Source organism: Rhodococcus sp. 1163 (assembly GCF_002091985.1).
Lineage (GTDB): Bacteria > Actinomycetota > Actinomycetes > Mycobacteriales > Mycobacteriaceae > Rhodococcoides.
The window spans coordinates 108,172-127,868 of the sequence record NZ_MKKX01000028.1 but is presented as its reverse complement, the minus strand read 5'-3'; the positions used below and the strand labels follow the sequence as shown (position 1 = coordinate 127,868).

6 protein-coding genes are annotated in these 19,697 nt (G+C 64.6%); all 6 read right to left on the bottom strand.

The features are described 5' to 3' along the window. Window positions 1-67 precede the first annotated feature (67 nt). The 6 genes from BJD99_RS11935 to BJD99_RS11910 are packed head-to-tail and all read right to left on the bottom strand — an operon-like array spanning window position 68 to window position 19,660. Complete coding sequence (locus BJD99_RS11935) at window positions 68-12,601, bottom strand: non-ribosomal peptide synthetase (RefSeq protein ID WP_084347056.1); 12,534 nt, start codon at window positions 12,599-12,601, stop codon at window positions 68-70. A 2-nt stretch (window positions 12,602-12,603) separates the two neighbouring features. Next, the gene (locus BJD99_RS11930) at window positions 12,604-14,199 is read right to left on the bottom strand and encodes a (2,3-dihydroxybenzoyl)adenylate synthase (RefSeq protein ID WP_256895631.1); all 1,596 of its coding nucleotides are present in this window, start codon (window positions 14,197-14,199) and stop codon (window positions 12,604-12,606) included. Beyond that, the gene (locus BJD99_RS11925) at window positions 14,196-14,876 is read right to left on the bottom strand and encodes an isochorismatase family protein (protein WP_084347054.1); all 681 of its coding nucleotides are present in this window, start codon (window positions 14,874-14,876) and stop codon (window positions 14,196-14,198) included. The genes BJD99_RS11930 and BJD99_RS11925 overlap by 4 nt, the downstream gene beginning before the upstream one ends. A 34-nt stretch (window positions 14,877-14,910) precedes the next feature. After that, a complete protein-coding gene (locus BJD99_RS11920) occupies window positions 14,911-16,659 on the bottom strand; it encodes an ABC transporter ATP-binding protein (RefSeq protein ID WP_084347053.1) in 1,749 nt (582 codons plus the stop codon). Beyond that, on the bottom strand, window positions 16,656-18,368 hold the full coding sequence (locus BJD99_RS11915) for an ABC transporter ATP-binding protein (protein ID WP_084347052.1): 1,713 nt from the start codon (window positions 18,366-18,368) through the stop codon (window positions 16,656-16,658). Before BJD99_RS11915 ends, BJD99_RS11920 begins: the two co-directional genes overlap by 4 nt. Then, the gene (locus tag BJD99_RS11910; protein WP_084347051.1) at window positions 18,365-19,660 is read right to left on the bottom strand and encodes a lysine N(6)-hydroxylase/L-ornithine N(5)-oxygenase family protein; all 1,296 of its coding nucleotides are present in this window, start codon (window positions 19,658-19,660) and stop codon (window positions 18,365-18,367) included. The genes BJD99_RS11915 and BJD99_RS11910 overlap by 4 nt, the downstream gene beginning before the upstream one ends. Window positions 19,661-19,697 lie beyond the last annotated feature (37 nt).

The window sequence follows — 19,697 nt, the reverse complement described above, 5'->3', positions numbered from 1 at the left end:
GAAATAGATCCTTTCGAGATCATCGATCGTAACCGGCACGCGGTGTTCGCGGCCGGGCCTGACATCTTCATTCGCCTCGCCCTGTGTCGACGAGTTGCGCTAGCGCTGCAACCGATTGACGGGTGAGAAGTTCGTTGACATCCACCGCGATGCCGGTTCTTCGGGTGAGCATCGACACCAGCGCCATGGCCGCCAAGGAATCGCCGCCACTGTCGGCGAAGCCGTCGTCCGCACCGATCTCGTCGAGCCCGAGCACCGCGCAGAACACCTCGGCTACCGTTCGTTGACTGTCGGTGTGCAAGCTCTCACCGGCGTGTCGAACAGGAGGATCGGGGAGAGCACCGCGATCGAGCTTTCCGTTGACGGTCAGCGGTATCGACTCGATGTCCACGATCTGCGCGGGCACCAGATGTGCGGGAACCCGCTCACGGAGCATCTCCCGCAGATCGCGCTCCGACGGCGCACCGTCGGTGACCACGTATCCGATCAACCGTGCGCTCGAACCGTGCTGCCGCACGGTCGCAGCGGCTCTCGCCACGCCGGGTAGCGCTTCGAGTGCAGACTCGACCTCTCCCAGTTCGATTCGGATTCCGCGGATCTTGACCTGCCGGTCGGCTCGTCCGAGATACTCCAGTTTGCCGCCTTCGCGGTACCAGACCAGATCTCCGGTGCGGTACATCCGCTCACCCGACCCGACCGGGTCGGCCACGAACACCGCACTGCTCTGCCCGGCTCGGCCTCGGTATCCGCGCGCGATACCGTCTCCCGACATGTAGAGCTCGCCGACGGCACCCGGCGCGACCGGACGAAGACCCGAATCCAAGACCCGCGCAACAGCATTGCGCACCGGGGTTCCGAGGCATGGAGTCTCACTGTCGGCGACCGCCGAGCCCATGGCATTGATCGTGAACTCCGTCGGCCCGTACAGGTCGTAACCGTCGACCTCACGCTGATCACGCAGGCGCGTCCACAATTCCTGCGGGACTGCTTCACCGCCGAGCATGACCAGTGTCGGTGCTCGCTCACCGTCGAGCAGACCGGCTGCGATCAATTCCCTTGCATAGGACGGCGTCACGTTCACCACGTCGATTCCCACGCTGCGATAATGCTCGACCAACGTGACGGGGTTGGCTCGCGCATCCTCGTCGATGACGTGGACATGGTGGCCGGCAAGCATCCAGAACAGTTCCTCCCACGACATGTCGAAGGAGAACGACACCGTGTGCGCAATGCGTAGCTGCCTGCCCCCCACAATCTGTTCGGTGCGGGCGAAGATCTCGGCGCGATGGTTGTGATACATCGACGTCAACCCGCGGTGACCGATCTCGACGCCCTTGGGTGTACCCGTCGAGCCCGAGGTGTAGATGATGTAGGCGGACTGATCTCGATGACGTGGCCCACCAATCCGATCTGTCGACACCGGTTGCGCCGCAGCATGTCCGGAAAGAATGTCGCCGACTGCTGGATCCGCTAGATCCACGACGGCGATGTCCAGCCCTGTCACGACGTCGGCGGCCGCAGTTGCGGACGAGGTGACGATGGTCGTAGCCCCACTGTCGGAGAGGATCTCCCGCAGCCGAGAAGCCGGGCTCTGGCGATCGAGCGGGAGATACGCTGCGCCTGCACGCATCACGGCGAAGATTGCCACCACATGTTCGGTGGTTCGTGGGAGCAACAAGGCGACCACGTCACCGACCCCGACACCCGTCGCTGCGAGGTATCGCGCCATCGCGGTGACAGCGTCGTCGAACTCGCGGGCGCTCAGCGTCACGCTTCCGCAGGTCAAGGCGGGTGCATCGGGTGTCGCCGCAGCCCGCTCGGACAGCAATGCATCGATGCTGCCCTCACGCTCTCCCGGACCTGGAACCGCGACGCGATCGGCGATCAACGGCGTCCGTTCCAGTTCATCGAACGGGCGGCCGGTGTCGGCGACGGTCTGCGAATCGATCAGTGCCGCCAGCATCTCGGTCATGATTTCCAGCAACGATTCGGCAGTGCGATCGTCGATGAGATCCGGACGGCTTTCCATCGTCACTTCCATCGCGCCACTGCGACTTCGCGGATCGACGTCGACGGTCATCGCGTAGTGCGTGGCATCGTCGGCCTCGGCAGCAGTGATCCCCGCACGTTCGAACACCTCGACGCGGGCAGCGTCGCCGCCGATGTTCCGAAACACGAGCAGCGTGTCGAACAAGGTGGCGAACCCCGCCGCACGGCTGATCTCGCCCAACCCGAGATGCTGGTGTTCGATCAACCCGCCCTGCTCTGCGAGCATCTCCTTCAACAGTTCCGGCAGCAGCGCCGCAGGGCGCATCCGCACCCGGACGGGGACGGTGTTGAGCGTCGGACCCACCATGCGATCGATCGACGGCACTACCGGGTCGCGCCCGGACACGGTGGAGCCGAAGACAACATCGTCGCGTCCGGTGAAGCGTCGCAACGTCAGAGCCCACGCCAATGTCACCATGGTCGAGACGGTGACTCCGTGTGTTGCGGCAGCGGAGACGATTCCGGCACTCACGTCGGCATCGATCGCACGCGTGCGTCGATGCGGAAGTGCCATGCTCGCGCGATCGGGCGCAGGTGCCACCGACGTCGGCTCGGCGAGGTCGCCCAGGTATCGAGCCCACGCCTCGGTGGCACCGACGACGTCCCGGTCGGCCAGTCGGCGAAGATGATCGGTGAAGTCAGCCGGTGGATCGAGCACCCGCGCCAACCCCGACGCCATGTCCGGCTCCTCCGGGTACAGGCCTGCCGTCATGCGCGCCACCCCGTACAGCACGAACAGTTCGGTGAACATCACGCCCTGTGACCACGCATCGGTCAACAGATGGTGCTGAGTGACGATGAGTTCCTCGGAACCGCTCGGTGTCACGGCGATCAGCATCCGCATCAACGGCGCATGATCGAGGTCGAAGGCTCGCCCGAATTCGGCCGCGGCGATTGCGTCGAGTGTGGTGTCGGCGCTCGGTATGTCCGTGATGGATATCGTGCTGGGGCCGACTATCGCAACGGGCTCGGCGAAAGCGGTGTGGGTGAAGGCGGCGCCGAGGTTCGGATACCGGCGAAGCACTGCATTCGCGGCCGCACCGAGCGCACGTCGATCGATCGGCGCAGCGAAGGTGAACCGTTGCTGCACATGATAATTGTCGGTCGAGGTTCTGCCGCCGGTCACCGATTGGAAGTACATGCCCCGCTGCAGCGGTGTCAGCGGGAGCACCTGCTGCCACCCGGGATACGACGCGTTCAGCATCTCCTTGGCCTGCTCGTCCACCTCGACGAGCTCAGTCGAGAACCCCTCTGTCTCATGGGCTGAACCTGATTCCGTCCGGGACGCCCGGGCCGCAAGTTCGGTGAGAGTGCTCGCGTCGAAGACGTCTGCGACGGCGATGTCGACTCCGCGCTCGGCAGCGGCTGCAACGAACCGCACGGCGGCGATGCTGTCGCCGCCGAGTTCGAAGAAGCTCGACGCCGGATCGACCTCGATACCCAGAATCTCCCCGGCCGTCGCGAGTAGGTCGGCCGATACGGAAGTCTCCGACACTGTCTTTCCGGGTACTGCCGGAGGAGCTGCTATCTCGGGTTCGGGAAGCGCCGATCGATCGAGCTTTCCGTTCAGCGTTCGGGGAAGGTGGTCGATCACCGTGATCGTCTGCGGCACGAACTGATCGGGCAGCATGTCCGCGAGGTCCCCGCGCATCCGAGAGAGGTCGACGGCTGCATCTTCGGGTGTCGTCCCCAAGACGACGTAACCGAACAGGCGAGCAGTGCCGTCGGCGATCTCGACGACCTTGGCTGCCGCGTCACGAACACCGGGCAGTGTCCGCAGCGCCGTCTCGACCTCGCCGAGCTCGACTCGGAATCCGCGTACCTTGACCTGGTCATCGGTTCGCCGCAGGTATTCGGTGCGTCCTCCTCTTCGGCGCACGAGATCGCCTGTCCGGTAGAGACGTTCGTCGACTCGCTCCGGATCGGCGACGAATCGGGTTGCCGTGTGACCGGGCCGTCCGAGGTATCCCCTGGCCACCTGAGCTCCACCCAGATACAACTCGCCGCTCGCGCCCTCGGGAACCGGCCGCAACATATCGTCGAGAATGTGCGCTCGCACCCCGTCCCACGGGGACCCGATGCTGACGGGATTGCCACGTGTCATCTTGTCCGCAGTGGCCCATACTGTGACTTCGGTGGGCCCGTACACGTTCCACACCTCGGCGCAGGCGCCCGTCAGAGCATCGGCCAGCGCGGCCGGCACGGCTTCCCCACCGACGAGTGCACGCACTCGAGCAAGACCTGCACGGTCACCGGAATCGAGCAGCAACCGCCACAGCGACGGTGTTGCCTGCACCACGGTCACGCCGTAGTCCTCGATGATCGTCTCGAGCTTCGCCGGATCCACCACCGACGCCCGTGGCACGAGAACCACGGCCGCACCGATCGTCAACGGACACAGCAATTCCAGTACTGCGATATCGAACGACACGGTAGTCACCGCCGCGATCCGATCGGTGGGACGCACCCATCCCATGCCGGTTACCGCGGCGGCGAATACCGCCACGTTGGTGGTGGTGACCATGACGCCCTTGGGCTTTCCCGTCGTGCCCGAGGTGTGGATGATGTAGGCCAGCTGGTCGCTCGGTCCCGGGGGTGGCGGCAGTACGACATCTGCTGATGTATCAACCGTTCCCGCGTCGACCTGCGGTAGCTGCATCCACCGGATCGAGTCGGCCACGGCGGCAGTGGTGATGACACAGACCGGAGCTGCATCCTCGATCATGTACTGCAACCGCTCTCGCGGATAGTCGATGTCCAGCGGGAGGTATGCCGCACCGCATCGCAGCACTGCGAGCAGTGCGATGGGCAGATTCCAGTCTCGTTCGGCGGCGATACCGACGACGCTGCCAGGGCCCACCCCCGTCGCGATCAATTCTCGTGCAAGCGAATCGACCTGTGCGCCTACGTGGCGGTAGTCGAAGACACGCCCGCCTGCCATGATCGCCACGTCCTCGGGTCTGGTGTGAACCTGGTCCACGAACCGCTGGATCACCGAACGCGGAGCAGTACTCCGGCTCGGCTCGTCCGAGAGCGGGAGGTCAGCACCGATCTGGATGATCGACGTATCCGGGCGATGAACCACAAGGTCGAGTACAGCGAGAATCTCGTCGAGTAGATACGCCGCGGTGGCCGCGTCGAACAGATCGGCGTCGGCACCGAGTCGGACGTCGGTGTACGGTCCGCGTTCGCGTAGCCACACCACGACGTCCATCCGGGCGGGTGGATCGATCGGATCGACCGGTCTCGCTTCGACGTCGCCCAACCGAACCGGTTCGCCACCGATCTCGTGTCCGACGAAGCTCTGGAACAGCGGATGGCGTCCGTTCGCACGTGCGGGCGCTACCGCATCGACGACGCGATCGAACGGAACCTGCTGGTAGGACAGCGCATTCACCCCTACCGTGCGCACTCGGTCGAGGACCTGAGCGAGGGTGGGGTTGCCCGACAGGTCGATCCGATGAACGACGGTGTTGACCAGGTATCCGACCGTGTCCCGGTACCTGCCGTCGTCGAACAGTTCTCGCTCCGACACCGTCGTGCCGAGCGCGATGTCCTCTCCTGCGCCGAACCGCTGCCACGCCAACGCCACCGCAGCTTCCATCAACATCAGCGGGCTGACGCCGTGGCGGACGGCGGCAGCGCGAACGGCCGTAGCCATTTTTTCGGTCAATTCTCGAGTCGAGAACACCGAGGTGTGCGTGGGATGTCGTGGGCGAGGCCGGTCCATCGGCAGTTCCAACTCGACCGGCAGCGAGGCGAGGTGCGATCTCCAGTACTGCAACGCCTCCTGCGCTTGTTTCGAATTCTTCCGGGCGCGATCGGCTGTTGCGAACTCCGCGAAATCAGGAGCTTGCCCGGCCGGCAGCACAGCCGTGCCGTCCAGGTGACCGTGATAGGCCGTGGCCAGGGCGTCGAGAATCAGCGACACCGAGGCGCCGTCGACGGCGATGTGGTGAATCACGATCACCAGCGCTGCCCAGTCGGTTCCAGTGAGATGAACAGCTCGCACCGGTGCAGCGTTTTCGATGTCGAATACTGCTGCGTTGCCGGTCAGTTCATTTCGGACGGCGTCGGTGAGCGAAAGGGCACTCTCACGCGTCAGCACTGCGGGTATCGCGTCCTCGGCGAGGACCAGTACCGAGGGCTCGCCGTTCTCGGCGGGCGGGTAGCAGGTGCGCAGGATCGGGTAGTGGGCAAGCACGTCTCGCCACGCGGCGCCGAGGGCACCGAGGTCCACCGGACCCGACAGTTCCAGCACCACCGGTACATCGTGCGTGTGGGAGGAGGGCTCGAGGCGCTGCAGAATCCACAGTCGCTCCTGTGCGGACGAGAGCACCGGCACGTCGCTGCTTTGCCCGGCAGCCGGGACGAGGTCGACGGAGACCGTGCGCGAGAGCGACGCCAGCGCGCGTGGGGTGCGCGCACCGAAGATGTCCGCAACGGTCACCACGATTCCGCGTTTACGCAGGCCACTGACTGCCCGCATCGCTGCCAGCGAATGGCCGCCATGCTCGAAGAAGTCGTCCTCGGGCTGCAACGGGGCATCGAGGACCTCGGCCAACACCGCGGTGACGGTCTGAACCGCGGAAGGACTTCCCGCTGGAACACGCACGGCTGCAGGGATCTCCGTAGGCAAGGAGGTCAGCCTGTTCACGGACGAAGGCACGAGATCGGCTGCGCGAGAGTCGAGACCGACCAGCATAGCCTCGATGACGTTCGGTAGCGCCGCCGCTACGGCCGAAGCAGTAGCCGAGTCGAGCGCCGTTGGGTCGTGATCGACCACGAGCCGGAAGCTCTCGCCCGGAGGCGCGAGCAGCGACAACGGGAATTGGGTCAGACTCAGATTGCCCACTGCGGTGATGTGCGTGCCGTCGGGATCGGTGTCGACCGTCCCTCCGCCGAAGAGTGCAGGGTAGTTCTCGAACACCACGAGTGTGTCGAAAAGAGCACTGCCACTCGGTACGTCGCTGCACGCGGCGATGTCCGGCGATGGCAGGTGCTCGGCATCACCGAGGTCGTATTGCTCGTTCTGACTCTCCCGGAGCACCTGCGCAAGCGGGCGATCGTCCAACCGCATCCGGACCGGAACCGTCGTACTGAACAGCCCGACCATCTCTTCCACCCGCGCCAGGTCCGCGGGGCGTCCGGATACCGTGGTGCCGAAAACTACGTCCTCGCGGCCGACGAGCGAACACAGCACTGCGCTCCACGCACCCTGAACGAACGTGTTGACCGTCAACCCGTTCTCGCGGGCCACGACTGCAATTCGGTCGCCCAACGATGGAGACAGTGTCACCTCGGTGGTTACGGCGTGTTCGCCGGTGCTCTCTCCTCGCGCCACCAACGTCGGCTCCGACAGCCCGGACAACCTGAGCTCCCACGCTGCACGCATTGCTTTGCGATCGCGCCTGGAGAGCCACCTGATGAACTCGGCGTAATCCGCGGCCGGAGGTAGCGACCGACTTCCATGGTTGTAGTGATGCACCAACTCGCGCAGGACGATCGGAGTGGACCACCCATCGGTGACCAGGTGGTGTGCGTTGAGGATCAGTTGGGTCCGCTCCCCCGGCAACGCGAGCACGTGTGCTGCCAGGAGCGGTCCGGTGCGCACGTCGAAGACGCGTCCGGAAGCCTGTTGCTGTGCCGACATTGCGGCCGACGCCGCGGTCTCCGATGGCAGCAGACGCAGATCGGTACTTCGCCAGGCGATGTCGATCGTGCGCGGCACGGCCTGCACCGGAGTGTCGAGGGTGTCGAAGTGGAAGCCCGCTGCGAGGTTGGAGTGCCGGGCCACGACGCTTGCGAACGCACGCCGTAGCCTCTCGACGTCTAGGTCGCCTGCGAGGTCGACCACTGCAGTGAGCGTGTAGACGTCGTGATCGGCATAGCGTGTGGAATGAGCGAGCAACCCCTCTTGCAACGGGGAGAGCGCCATCACTCGCTCCAGCGGACCGGTCAGCAGTTCGAGCTCTCGAATCTGTCGCTGAGTGATCGCGACATCGGGGCAGTCGACTGCACTGAGCCCGCCGGGCGACAACGCTGCATGCGCGGCAAGAGCGGCGAGTGCCCCGTCGAAGCATTCTTGGAGCGAGGTCACACTCGCGGCGTCCAGCACTTCGCTCGCCGCGGTCCATTCGAACTCGAGATACATCCCCGCCGGGCCGTCGCGATGGAAAACGTTGAGCGCCAACGCCTCCGAGAGCACCCGCAGCGGTGGCTCGACGACCCCGAATGCATCCGAGGACACGCTCCGCCATCCCTGGCCCGCCATCGAGGTCGACTTACCGAGGTAATTCAGCACGATCTGTGGTGACGGTAGGGCCGAGAGTGCCGTGCCCGCGTCGTCGAGGAATCGTAGGACCCCGTAACCGATGCCGTTGTCCCGGCTGCGCTGTCGTCGCGCTTTGATCTCGTGAAGGAGATCGGCCACGACGCCGCTTCCAGCCTGCGCCGCTTCCAGCACCTTCTTCTCCGCGAGGATCGATACCGGCACCGAGACCGGGTATTCGGTGGTGAACCATCCCACGGTCGAACCCGGGCCGGCCGAGGTGCGTTCGTCCGCATCGCGGCCGTGGCCCTCCATCATGACGGGGAAGTCCGCCAGTGCGCGGCCGCAGTGGGCCCGAACTGCGATCGTCAAGGCGACAAGCAGCATCTCGTCGGGGCGCATCCGGTATTTGCTGCACAGGTCGTCGAGGACGGCGCCGGTGATGGCAGGCGATGCCGAGGTCCGCGTGATCGACGCACTCGCGTGAGTGTCGATGCCGCCGCGAAGCGCCCCACCGGCAAACGGCTCGTTGCCGCTACCCAGCACGGTGTGCCAATGATCGACCTCGTCGAGGTACCGGTGCACGGTGCCGCGAGCGGCCAGATCCAGTGCGCGGTGCCGCCACGAAGTGCCAGTGCGGGGAGCCAGGCCATGCCCACGGCACGCCGAGATGAAATCGGTCAGTAGGACGGGCCACGACACCGCGTCCACGGCGAAGTGGTGCACGACGGTCAGTACCACATCCGGTCCGTCGGAGACCCTGATCACGGCCGACTGCATAAGGTTTCCGCGCTCGAGCGACAACGAATCCGCCGAGATACGGGCGTAGTTCGCGAGTGTCTCCTCGACTTCGCGGCGAGTGCGGGGACCGTACTCGGCCACCTCGACCTCTGCGCCCGATGCGCTCTCGGTAATCTCCACGCCGGCGGGATCCCGGACGATCATGCGCAGGGCAGGGTGGTGCTCGAGCACAGCCAGTCCTGCCTCGCGCAGGGTAGCGAGATCGAGCGCGTCGTCCACCTCGACAGCGGTCCATTGGGCGTACGCCGCAACTGTTTCGATCGGGTTGTGGCCGAGAACGTTGCGCATGATCGGCGTAGCCGGGGCCGGTCCGAACTCGATGTCCTCGACCGAGGCGTCGACATCGGCGACAAGGGTCCTGCTCGTCTGGGCGAGAGTCACCAGATCACGACCGGACAGCATCTCCTTGGGAGTGAGCACGATTCCGTGACTACGCAGACGAGAGCTGATGCTGATAGCGGCGATGCTGTCGCCACCGAGCGTGAACAGGTCGGCATCGAGAGCAACCTCGTCCAGATCGAGGACCTCGGCGAGCACCGAGCACAACGCATATTCGGCGGCGGTACTCGGAGTTCGTGAGGTCGGTGTCCCGATCCGCCGTGGATCGGGAAGCTTCGCCCGATCGACCTTGCCGTTGACCGTCACCGGCAGTCGGTCGAGGACTGTCACCACCGACGGCACCATGTGCTCCGGAATTCGGGTGAGCAGATCGCGTCGAACCTGGTCGCCGGTCAGATAGGCGGCGCCGCTGTCGGCAACGACGTAGCCGAGCAGTTTTGCCGCCGAACCGGTTCCGGTGACGACGGCCACCGCGGAGCCGACACCGACGGTGTGCACCAATGCCGCTTCCACCTCACCGAGTTCGACGCGATATCCACGAATCTTGACCTGATCGTCTGCTCTACCGAAGTATTCGTATCCGCTCTCGGAGTGCCATCGAGCAAGGTCACCGGTGCGGTACATGCGCTCACCGGTGATACCGAACGGGTTTGCCACGAAGCGATCCGCGGTGGCGTCGGGTTGATCGAGATACCCGCGCGCGAGTTGCGGGCCTGCGAGATAGAGCTCACCCGTCTCGCCTTCCAGAACGGGCCGGAGCGCGGTGTCCAGCAGGTATGCCGCGGTCCCTTCCAGTGGCCGACCGATACGCACTGTCGGCCCGTCGACCTGGGCGCCGATCGCATCGACGGTGGCCTCCGTCGGTCCGTACATGTTGTAGACCTGCGCCGCGCGCGAGACGAGCCGTCCGGCAAGGCTCGACGGCAGTGCCTCACCGCCTACAACTATCGTTCCGAGCGGTGCGAGTCCTGTATCGACGAGGAACGCTGCCATCGACGGCGTCGTGTCGATCACATCGATACCGTCCGCCGCGAACAGCTCGACCTGTTGCTCCGCATCGCGCTGCACTTCACTGTCGTACAGGTGGATTCGGTGCCCGTCCAGAATCCACAGCAGCGGATCCAAGGAAGCATCGAAGGCGAACGAGGTGGTGTGCGCAACGCGAAGGCGTCGACCTCCGGCCCGGAGAGTCGCATCGGCGTACAGCGTGTGACGGTGACGCTGGACCAGATTCCTCAGCCCGCCCGTGCGGACCATGACGCCCTTCGGCGTTCCGGTCGAACCCGAGGTGAACAACACGTAGGCGAGGTCCTCGGGGTGTCGTGCAGTCGCGAGCTCATGCGAGCCCAGACGATCACCGCGCAGAGACTCCAGCTCACGCACTGTCCGATCGAGGCCCAGTTGCACCACCTCGCAATCGATCTCGGTCACCGACGCGTCTCGTTCGCAGATCAGCAGGGACGGCTTCGAACGCGCGGCCAGATCGTTCAACCGCTCGGTGGGATATGCGGGGTCGAGAACGACGTATCCCGCGCCCGCCTCCCAGACCGCGAACATCGCCGCCACCAGATCCGAGGATCGAGCAAGCGCCAGCGCGACGACGTCGCCCGCACCCACGCCGCGGTCACGGATCAGACGCGCGATCCGGTAGACGCGATCCGCCAGTTCGGCTGCGGTGGTGACTGAGTCGGATTCGGCCAGCACCACGGTGTCCGGCCGGGCGGCAACCATTGCCGCGAACATATCGGGTATGAACCCCTGATCGGACTGTGTGGATACTGCGACTGGGGCCCATGCCGGATCGATTCCCCCGCAGCGTAAGTCCACCTGGCCGAGCTGGGGGCTCGTGGGCGAGCACAGCGCCGACAGCAGGGCGGACAACCCGTCGACTCGAGCTCGCACGCGAGCCTCGGGCACCTCATCTGCGTCCACTTCGAATCCCAGCAACATCCGGCCACCCTCGATCGGGGTAGCGGTGAGACCGAACTCCTCGGGCGGCCCGCCCGCGACATTGCGCAGCGTCCCGACCGCACCGGCGAAGTTCAGCTCGAAGTCGAACGCTTTGAGATTGATTCCGACGCCGTGCAAAATCGCGCCTGCGTCGGGAGCGGCGAGGTCTCGAACGAGATCCTCTCCGCGGTATCGCTGGTGCTCGCGAAGTTCCCGTAGTGCGGTCGCCACCGACGTCGCCAACGCGGAGATGTCGCTGACGAGGTCGACCGAAACCCGCAGTGGCAGCACGTTGACGGCCATCGAGGGGGTGGTCAGCGCGGCCCGAGTGGTACGCACCATCATCGGAAACGCGACCACGACATCCGATGTGCCGAGCAGACGGGCCACGAAACCGGTGTAGGCGCCGATCAGCACGTCCGCCCACGTGCAACCACAGTCGTCAGCGATCGCCTTGATTCTGTCCATGGCGTCGCGGCCGACGATGGTGGTGGCCGAATGGGTTCGCCCGCTAGGGCCGTCATCGGAGCCGGCGCGTCGGAGGTCTTCCGGAAGTGGTTCGAGTCTGCGCGACCAGTAGAGACGATCGGTCTCGAACTCCGAGGATCGACGATAGCGCGCGTCCTCGTCCACCACATCGCTGAACGATCCGAACGCATTGGGGCGCAGCGCTGTACCCGCAACAGCAGCGGTGTACCGTGCAGCCAGCCGACGCGAGATCATTGCCGCCGAGTAGCCGTCGACGATCAGGTGGTGGTAGAGCTGGACACACCACACTTCGGTAGCCGACAAGCGCAGCAGGGTGTAGGCGAAGAGTCGACGATCGACCATGCTGCGGCACTCCGCCGCCGCGTGCGCTCTGCAGTGCAGGACGCGGTCCGCCGCACTCGCCCGCGGGTCCGCTTCGTCGGTCAGGTCGATGATCGGTACCGACTCCGCACCTGCATCGGCTATCCACTGCCGAGGTCCGTCCTCGGTCTCGACGAAACGTAGTCGCATCGTTTCCGCTTCGTGGACGGTCGCGTCGATGGCCTCGACGAGAGTGACAACATCGATCGCAATCTCGTTCGCTGTCCCGTCGATCTCGAGCACTTCACCGACGAGGTAATACGGCGACTCCGGTTCGAGGCGTTGGGCATTCCAGATTCCCACTTGAGCGCCGGTCAACGGTAGCAACGTAGTTTCGGTCATCTTCACTGTCTTTTCTTGTCGATTTTGCCGACAGAGGTCTTCGGAAGTTCGGTCACGAACTCGAAGCGGTCCGGCACGGTGTACGCCGCGACTTTGCGCTCGGTGCGGAGGAACTTCCGGAGCAGACTTGCGGTCGGTGAGTCCGATTCGGGGTTGCGGCGGATGACGTAGGCACAGATCTTCTCTCCCAGAACATCATCGGGGAATCCCATCACCGAGACGTCGTGAATTTCTTCGTGGGCCAGCAGATGGTTCTCCACCATCGCCGGAGCGACCTTCTCGCCGCCGCGGTTGATCTGATCCTTGGTTCGCCCGACCACTCGCAGGTATCCCCGACTGTCGCGGGTCACGATGTCGCCGGTGCGGTAGAAGCCGTCCGCGGTGAACGAGGTGCTGTTGTGTTCGGGCGCCCGGTAATAGCCCCGAATCGTGTAGGGCCCGCGCGTGTACAGGTTGCCCGGTTCACCGTCGGCCACGGCGCGACCCTCGTCGTCGACGACGCGTACTTCGTCATCGGGCGAAATGGGGCGACCGACCGTGGTGCACACTGTCTCCTCGTCGTCGCCCAGTCGGGTGTAGTTGACCAGTCCTTCGGCCATACCGAAAACCTGCGTCAACGCGCAGCCGAGTTCGGGGGTGACTCTGCGGGCGACCTCGTCCGACAGTGTGGCGCCGCCGACCCACAGGCCGATCAAGGACGAAATATCGCTACCACCGAGCAACGACGAGTTCAGCCAGGCGACAAGCAGCGGTGGCACAAGGGCCACATGTGTCACCGAATAACGCTCTACGAGAGCGAAGCAGGTGTCCGGGCTGGGATCGGGCGCCATGACCACACATCCGCCGACCGCCAGGATTCCCAGCAGACCGGGCGAACTCATCGTGAAATTGTGTGAAACAGGCAGCGCCGCAAGCATCACCGAGGATGGTCGAAGATGACAGATTCGGGCACTCTCGCGAACGGAGTACAGGTAGTCCTCGTGTGTGCGGGGAATGAGTTTGGGGGTTCCGGTCGTGCCACCGGACAGCTGAAGAAACGCGATATCGGATGCGAGGGAACGATTCTGCCGCGGCAGCGGTGAGCCGCCGGCCCACTCGGCGTCACCGTGGGGCACCACCACCGTGATCAGATCGGGGAAGGCCGCACCGATCTCTGCCGCGATGGCACCGAAGTCGGTCATGCCGAAACGATCGACGCAGACGTATCCGGCCGCGGTCGTCGCAGCACAGAACTGAGCGATGTCCCCGGCACGATGGGCGGCCAGCGCGAACACCGGCAGTGCGCCCAGTTCGAAGAGCGCGAAGACCACCTCGACGTACTCTGTCGCATTCGGCATGTGCACGATCACTCGGTCGCCGCGACCAATCCCACGTGCATCGAGTTCGGCCGCGACCACTGCCACGCGGTGCCCCAACTCCGTGTACGTCAGGCTGCGCGAATCATCGACCACCGCAACGCGAGTGGAATGTGCGGCGACACTGAGCGACAACAGGTCCGAGTGAGTCCGATCGATCCAGTACCCCTTGCTGCGGTACTCGGCAGCGAGATCGTCCGGATAGCCGACGACGCCGTCGAGCAGCAGCGGCTCGACGGTCAACTTCTCGCCCCAGCCCCAGCCGCAGCCGCAGAGGCAGCGGGCGCGTGGCGAAGTGATTCGGTGACCGCGTCGGTGGTGACGACCGCACCGCATCGTTTGGCCGCATAGGTCGCTGCCATGAGGTGCTCGTCGCGGGAGAAGTCCGCGGTCGCGTCGAGGACGAGGAACGGGCACACATCGGACATGAAGGCCTCGGCCGCGCTGAGCATGCACCCCATGTGCGCGTAGACGCCGGTGATGATGAGTTGATCTCGCCCATGATGACCGAGCAGTTCACGCAGATCGGTCCGCTGAAACGCCGAGTACCGCCACTTGGTGACCTCGATGTCACCGCGCTGCGGTCGCAGTGCCTCGATGACCTCGGTATCGCGACCGGACCCCAGACCCGGGCCCCAGAAGTCCGCCAGAATCCCCCGACGGGAGGGGTGTTGGTCACCTGGTTGCATCGTGAACACCACGGGGATATCCAGCTCCGTGGCCAACGTCCGAATTGCGGCGATGTTCTCGGTCACCGAGGTGATCAATTCGGGGGCGTCACGGTACGCGTCGATGAAGTAGTTCTGCATGTCGTGGACGAGGAGTGCTGCCCTGCTCGGGTCGAGCTCCCAGTCGACCGCGTTGGCTGGAATCTCCTCGCGGGTGGGCATCGTGTAGCTCGCAATTCGCGGTATCGCCATTTTTGGTTCCTCTCGCTCGGTTTCGTTTCTCCGGTCAGCGGTGACGGCTCCAGGCCGCCCACAGTTCCGCATACCGGCCTGCCCGCTGGAGCAGATACTCGTGTGTCCCCGTCTCGACGATCTTCCCTTTGTCCATCAACATGATTCGGTTTGCGCGACGGGCCTGGCTCAAGCGGTGCGCGACGATCAGCGCACTGCGGCCCTCGATCGCGGCCTCCGCAGATCGTTCCAACAGCGACGCGCCGGCACTACCTGCATCCGCGGTCGCTTCGTCGAGAATGACGACCGGAGGATCGAGAAGCACCACTCGTGCGAGGGCGAGCTGTTGAGCCTGCATCGGTGTCAACCGATGCCCGCCGTCTCCCACTCGGGTATCGAGGCCGTCGGGTAGCAGGTCGAACCAGTCACCTGCGAGAACCTTTCCGAGCGCCGACTCCATCGCCGCGTCGTCAGCGTTCGGATCCGCCAGCGCCAGATCTTCGCGCAGCGTCCCGGTGAAGACGTGTACCTCTTGCGAGACGAGCACGATCCGTTGCGCTCGTTGCACTTCGGGTGCATCGAGCAAGGAGACCGAGCCGAAGCTCACCCGCCCGCTATCGGGTGAGAACACCCCGGCCAGCAAAGCCGCAAGAGTGCTCTTACCTGCCCCGGACGAACCCACGAGCGCTACGGTCTCGCCGATCGCGATGCTGATGTCGACTTCGTCCAACACCGGGGACGACGCCGAGTAACCGAAGCTCATGTGCCTGGCCTCGAGTACCCCGGTGGCCGGCAACGCGATCGACTCTTCTCGCGACGCGAGAACTGCATCACCGAGGTCGATGACCCCGACGATGCGAGCCAGCGATGCAAGGGCCGATTGCAATTCGTCGATGACGAGCAGGAGTGCATCGATCGGATCGAACAATCGAAGGAAGAGCAGCATTGCCGTCGTCGTCGCGCCGACCGTCAACGCATCGGCGCCGACGAGAAAGTATCCGATGACCAGCAGGGCTGCCATCGCGACGAACTGAGCCGTGTTGAGCCGTCCGTAGAACCGGTTCTGGACGATGCGCGCTCGCATCGTCCAGCGGACGACCTCCCACGAGTGAAACCCGATGCGGCTCGACAGTTTCGGTGCCAGATCGAATTCGTGCACCGTCCTGAGCCCGCGGATGGACCCGAGTACCTGTTGTGCACGCAAGCCCATCGCGGCCCGCTCGGCGGCGTAGATCCCCGGCGCATGTCGCAGATACCACCGCACTGCCAGGACATAGATCGGGACTACCAGCACCAGCGCACCGAGGAATCGCCAATCCAACGCCGTCAAACCGACGGCGGTCAGGATCACCGTGAACAGCGAAGTCGACAGGGCGGGAACGACGTTCTCGATTGCCGACGAGACCTCGTCGACGTCGTCGGTAGCGCGGGAAAGGAGATCTCCGCTTCCGGCTCGTTCGACCCGTTCGATCGGTAGCGACAGACTGGTGGCGAACATCCGCTCACGCAATCGAGCAAGTGCCGTTTCGAACAACCGCGAAGACAATACGACCCCGAGGGCGGTGAAGCCGGCAAATCCCAATGCTGCACACACCATCACGATGCCGAGCATCCAGATTCGATCGGAGGCGCCCTCGTCGATGACGACGTCGACCATTCGTCCGAGAGCCCACGGCGCAACGAGCCCAAGAGCGGCACCGATGACCATGGTTGCCACGACGGCGACCAGAGGTCCACCCTGTCCGGCCAGCGAACGCCGCACCTCGGCGCGGACGGCGCGCGCGTCCGCTATCGGTAGCTTCACTTGTACTCCAACACTTTCGAGGGGCCGGTGGACACGGTCTCGACCGTCAACACCCGCGAGGCCGCAGCCAACAGAGCAGGCGCCGAGGTGAACACGATGGTGGTGCGACCGCTTCGCTCCCGAACGATGCGTTCTGCCACCACGGCTTCGGTGACCGAATCGACCGCGATCGTCGGATCGAGAAGAACCAGCACTGCCGGATCTGCAGCCAACGCCCGTGCAAGGCAGACACGTTGACGCTGGCCACCGGACAACAGCCGACCTGCCTCGCCGACGTCGGTGTCGAGTCCGTCGGGTAGGGCCAAGGCGACGTCGTCGCAGGCGGCAGCGAACACTGCCCGTGTCACTGCTTCGTCGGTGACCAGACCTGCGGCCTCGATGTTGTCGAGGACCGTCCCCTCGAACAGGTCGCTGTGGTGCGGAGCAACCAGCAGGGTCTTCCTGCGCTCTGATCGCTGCAGCTCGTCGACGTCGATTCCGCCGACGGCGACCGAACCTGCTTCGGGTCGGGCGAGTCCGCCGAGTACCGCAGCAAGCGCGGCCGTGGTGACCGGGTCGGCCTGCACGGCAACGAACTCTCCCTCCGGCACTCGCCAATTCACCGCGCGTGCACCGCCGCATTCGGTACCGACGAAGTTCACCTCGAAACCGGCTGCAACCCCGCGGTTGGCCGGATGCTCGCTCGCGTACTCGGCATCGAGAACGCTCGCTACTCGTTCCGCCGAGGCAAGAGCCCCAGCCCAGATGGTGCCGAAATTGGATGCGAAGGCCTGCAGCGGGCCCAGGACGAACTGCGTCACTGCGACCACGGTGATGAGCTGACCGACTGTCATCGCACCACCGACCGCCATCAGACCTGCCGCGACTGCAACGCCTGCGATGAACAACCCGGACACTGTCTCCATCGAACCGAGGTAGCCGGCCCGAGCGACGTTCGCCTTCAACGTTCCCTGCAGGGCACGCTCGCTGGCCGCCTGGTAACGCCGACCTGCGGCGTGCTCTGCACCGATCCCCTTGATGATCCGGAATCCTCCGACCAGGTCGGAGGCAGTCCCGGCAGCCTCACCGGCGACCTGTTGCTGCTGAACACTTCTGCGGCGCAGTGGTGACCCGGCCCTGTCCATCAGCCACAGCATCAGCGGCGTCGCGACGAGGATGGCCAACCCCAGCGGCCAGGAAATATACAGCAGAATCGCTGCCGCGAAAAGGACGGCTGCGAACTCGCCGAGGGGGTAGATGACGATTGCGACCGACGTTGCCAGGGCACGCGCGTCGGAGGTGGCGATACTCAGCAACATTCCGGGTTGACGTGCAGGTCCGGCCATGCCGCGTGCGTCGAGGATACGGTCGGTGATCTTCGTACGCACCTGATGCGCAATGGAATTCATGCCGAGGAATCCGATGCGTCCACCGAATCGGAAGGTGAACGACACGAAGGCATAGTCGAGCGCCAGTACCGCGATCCACAGGACCATCTGCCGAGGGTCACGCGCGCTGATCGCGCGGTCGATCGCCAGTCCCATGATGACGGGTACCAGTGCAGCGCAGAGCTGATGGACGATCATCAGCACCCCTGCCGGGATCGTGTACTTCTTCGCCGCGAACATGATTCGTAGCGTCAGCTGACGTGGCGTCGTCGATGACGTGATCGAGATGTCGGTGGTCGGAAGCGGTGTGGCAGGCGCGTCGAAGAGGATCGGCAGTTTCATCGCGTCAGCACGGCGTCGAGCATGGCTCTGGAAGCGAGTGAGTCCACGAGTTCTCCGGATCGCACCGCGATGTTCGACAGCAACGAAGAGGTCAGCCCGTGCGAGTGCTCTGTTCCGCCCTGGAGGTAGATCCCGCCGGTGACGTTCTCCGCGGTGCGCAGTCGATAGTCGCGATGGACCTCGGGAGTTCCGTCCGCGGCGAATCTGCAGTCTTGCGCAAGCGACCCCAGGATGGCACGCAGATCCAGCGGTTGAAAGCCGGTCGCGAAAATCACTGCGTCACAAAGCAATGTGTTCTTGCGGCCCGTCGGTCGATGATGCACCGATACCTCTACCCCGGCCCCGGTCTCGCGTGGCGTCGACACTTCGGATGCACCGTGCACGAACAGCCTGCGATCGCCGGATACTCGTTCCCCGTACTCACGCTCGTAAAGTTCCTCGATCAACGGCAGATCGACGGCGGAGTAGTTGGTGCTGCGGTGGTAGGCGATCAATTGTTCGCGAAGCTGCGGGGAGGAAGTATAGAAGTCGTCGACGGCTTCCGGATCGAAAACGCGGTTGGCGTAGGGACTGTCGTCGGCGGGGCTGTACCCGTACTTGCCGAACACCGCGTGGACCTCCGCGCCGGGGTACCGCTCGTGGAGGTGCGCGAGCACCTCGGCGGCGCTCTGGCCTGCACCGACCACGACGAATCGCTGATGACGTATCGCTGGCAATCCCTCGAGATGATCGAGTACCCGGTGATTGTGGAAAACGCGTTCCCCCGTCACGACGCCCGCGGGGAGTTTCGGGGTGAGCCCGCCTGCAAGGACGACGTCGCGCGAACGCAGCGTGCGGCTCTCCCCTTCGGATGTGTCGACGGTGACCTCGAAATGCTCACCCGTCCATGCAACTCCGGTGGCCGACGAGCCGTACAGCACGTCGGCGGCTACTTTGTCCGCCGCCCAGGTCAGGTAGTCGTGGAACTCCAGTCGGGAGGGAAAGAACGTCTGCAGGTTGATGAAATGGGTCAAACGACCACGCTGCGAGAGGTATTCGAGAAACGTGTACTCACTACCGGTGTTGCGCTGCGTCGCCAGATCCTTCAGAAACGAGATCTGCATGGTCGCGCCGGGCAGCAGCATGCCGGGATGCCAGGTGAAACCGGGTTGTCTCTCCACGAACATCGAGGTGAGGCGGTCACCTGCGGGCACCCGCGCGTTACGTTCCTCCAGCGCTATCGCAAGTCCCAAGTTGGACGGTCCATAGCCGACTCCGAGGATGTCTACTACGTCGGGAAGGGTGTTCGCCATGTGGTTCCAGTCATCCTTTATCGGGTCGGAGTGAACG

Bases quoted from the DNA above. Each gene is read 5' to 3' on its own strand.
- BJD99_RS11935 (WP_084347056.1), bottom strand. From the start codon at position 12,601: ATGACCGAAACTACGTTGCTACCGTTGACCGGCGCTCAAGTGGGAATC.
- BJD99_RS11925 (WP_084347054.1), bottom strand. From the start codon at position 14,876: ATGGCGATACCGCGAATTGCGAGCTACACGATGCCCACCCGCGAGGAG.
- BJD99_RS11915 (WP_084347052.1), bottom strand. From the start codon at position 18,368: ATGAAACTGCCGATCCTCTTCGACGCGCCTGCCACACCGCTTCCGACC.
- BJD99_RS11910 (WP_084347051.1), bottom strand. From the start codon at position 19,660: ATGGCGAACACCCTTCCCGACGTAGTAGACATCCTCGGAGTCGGCTAT.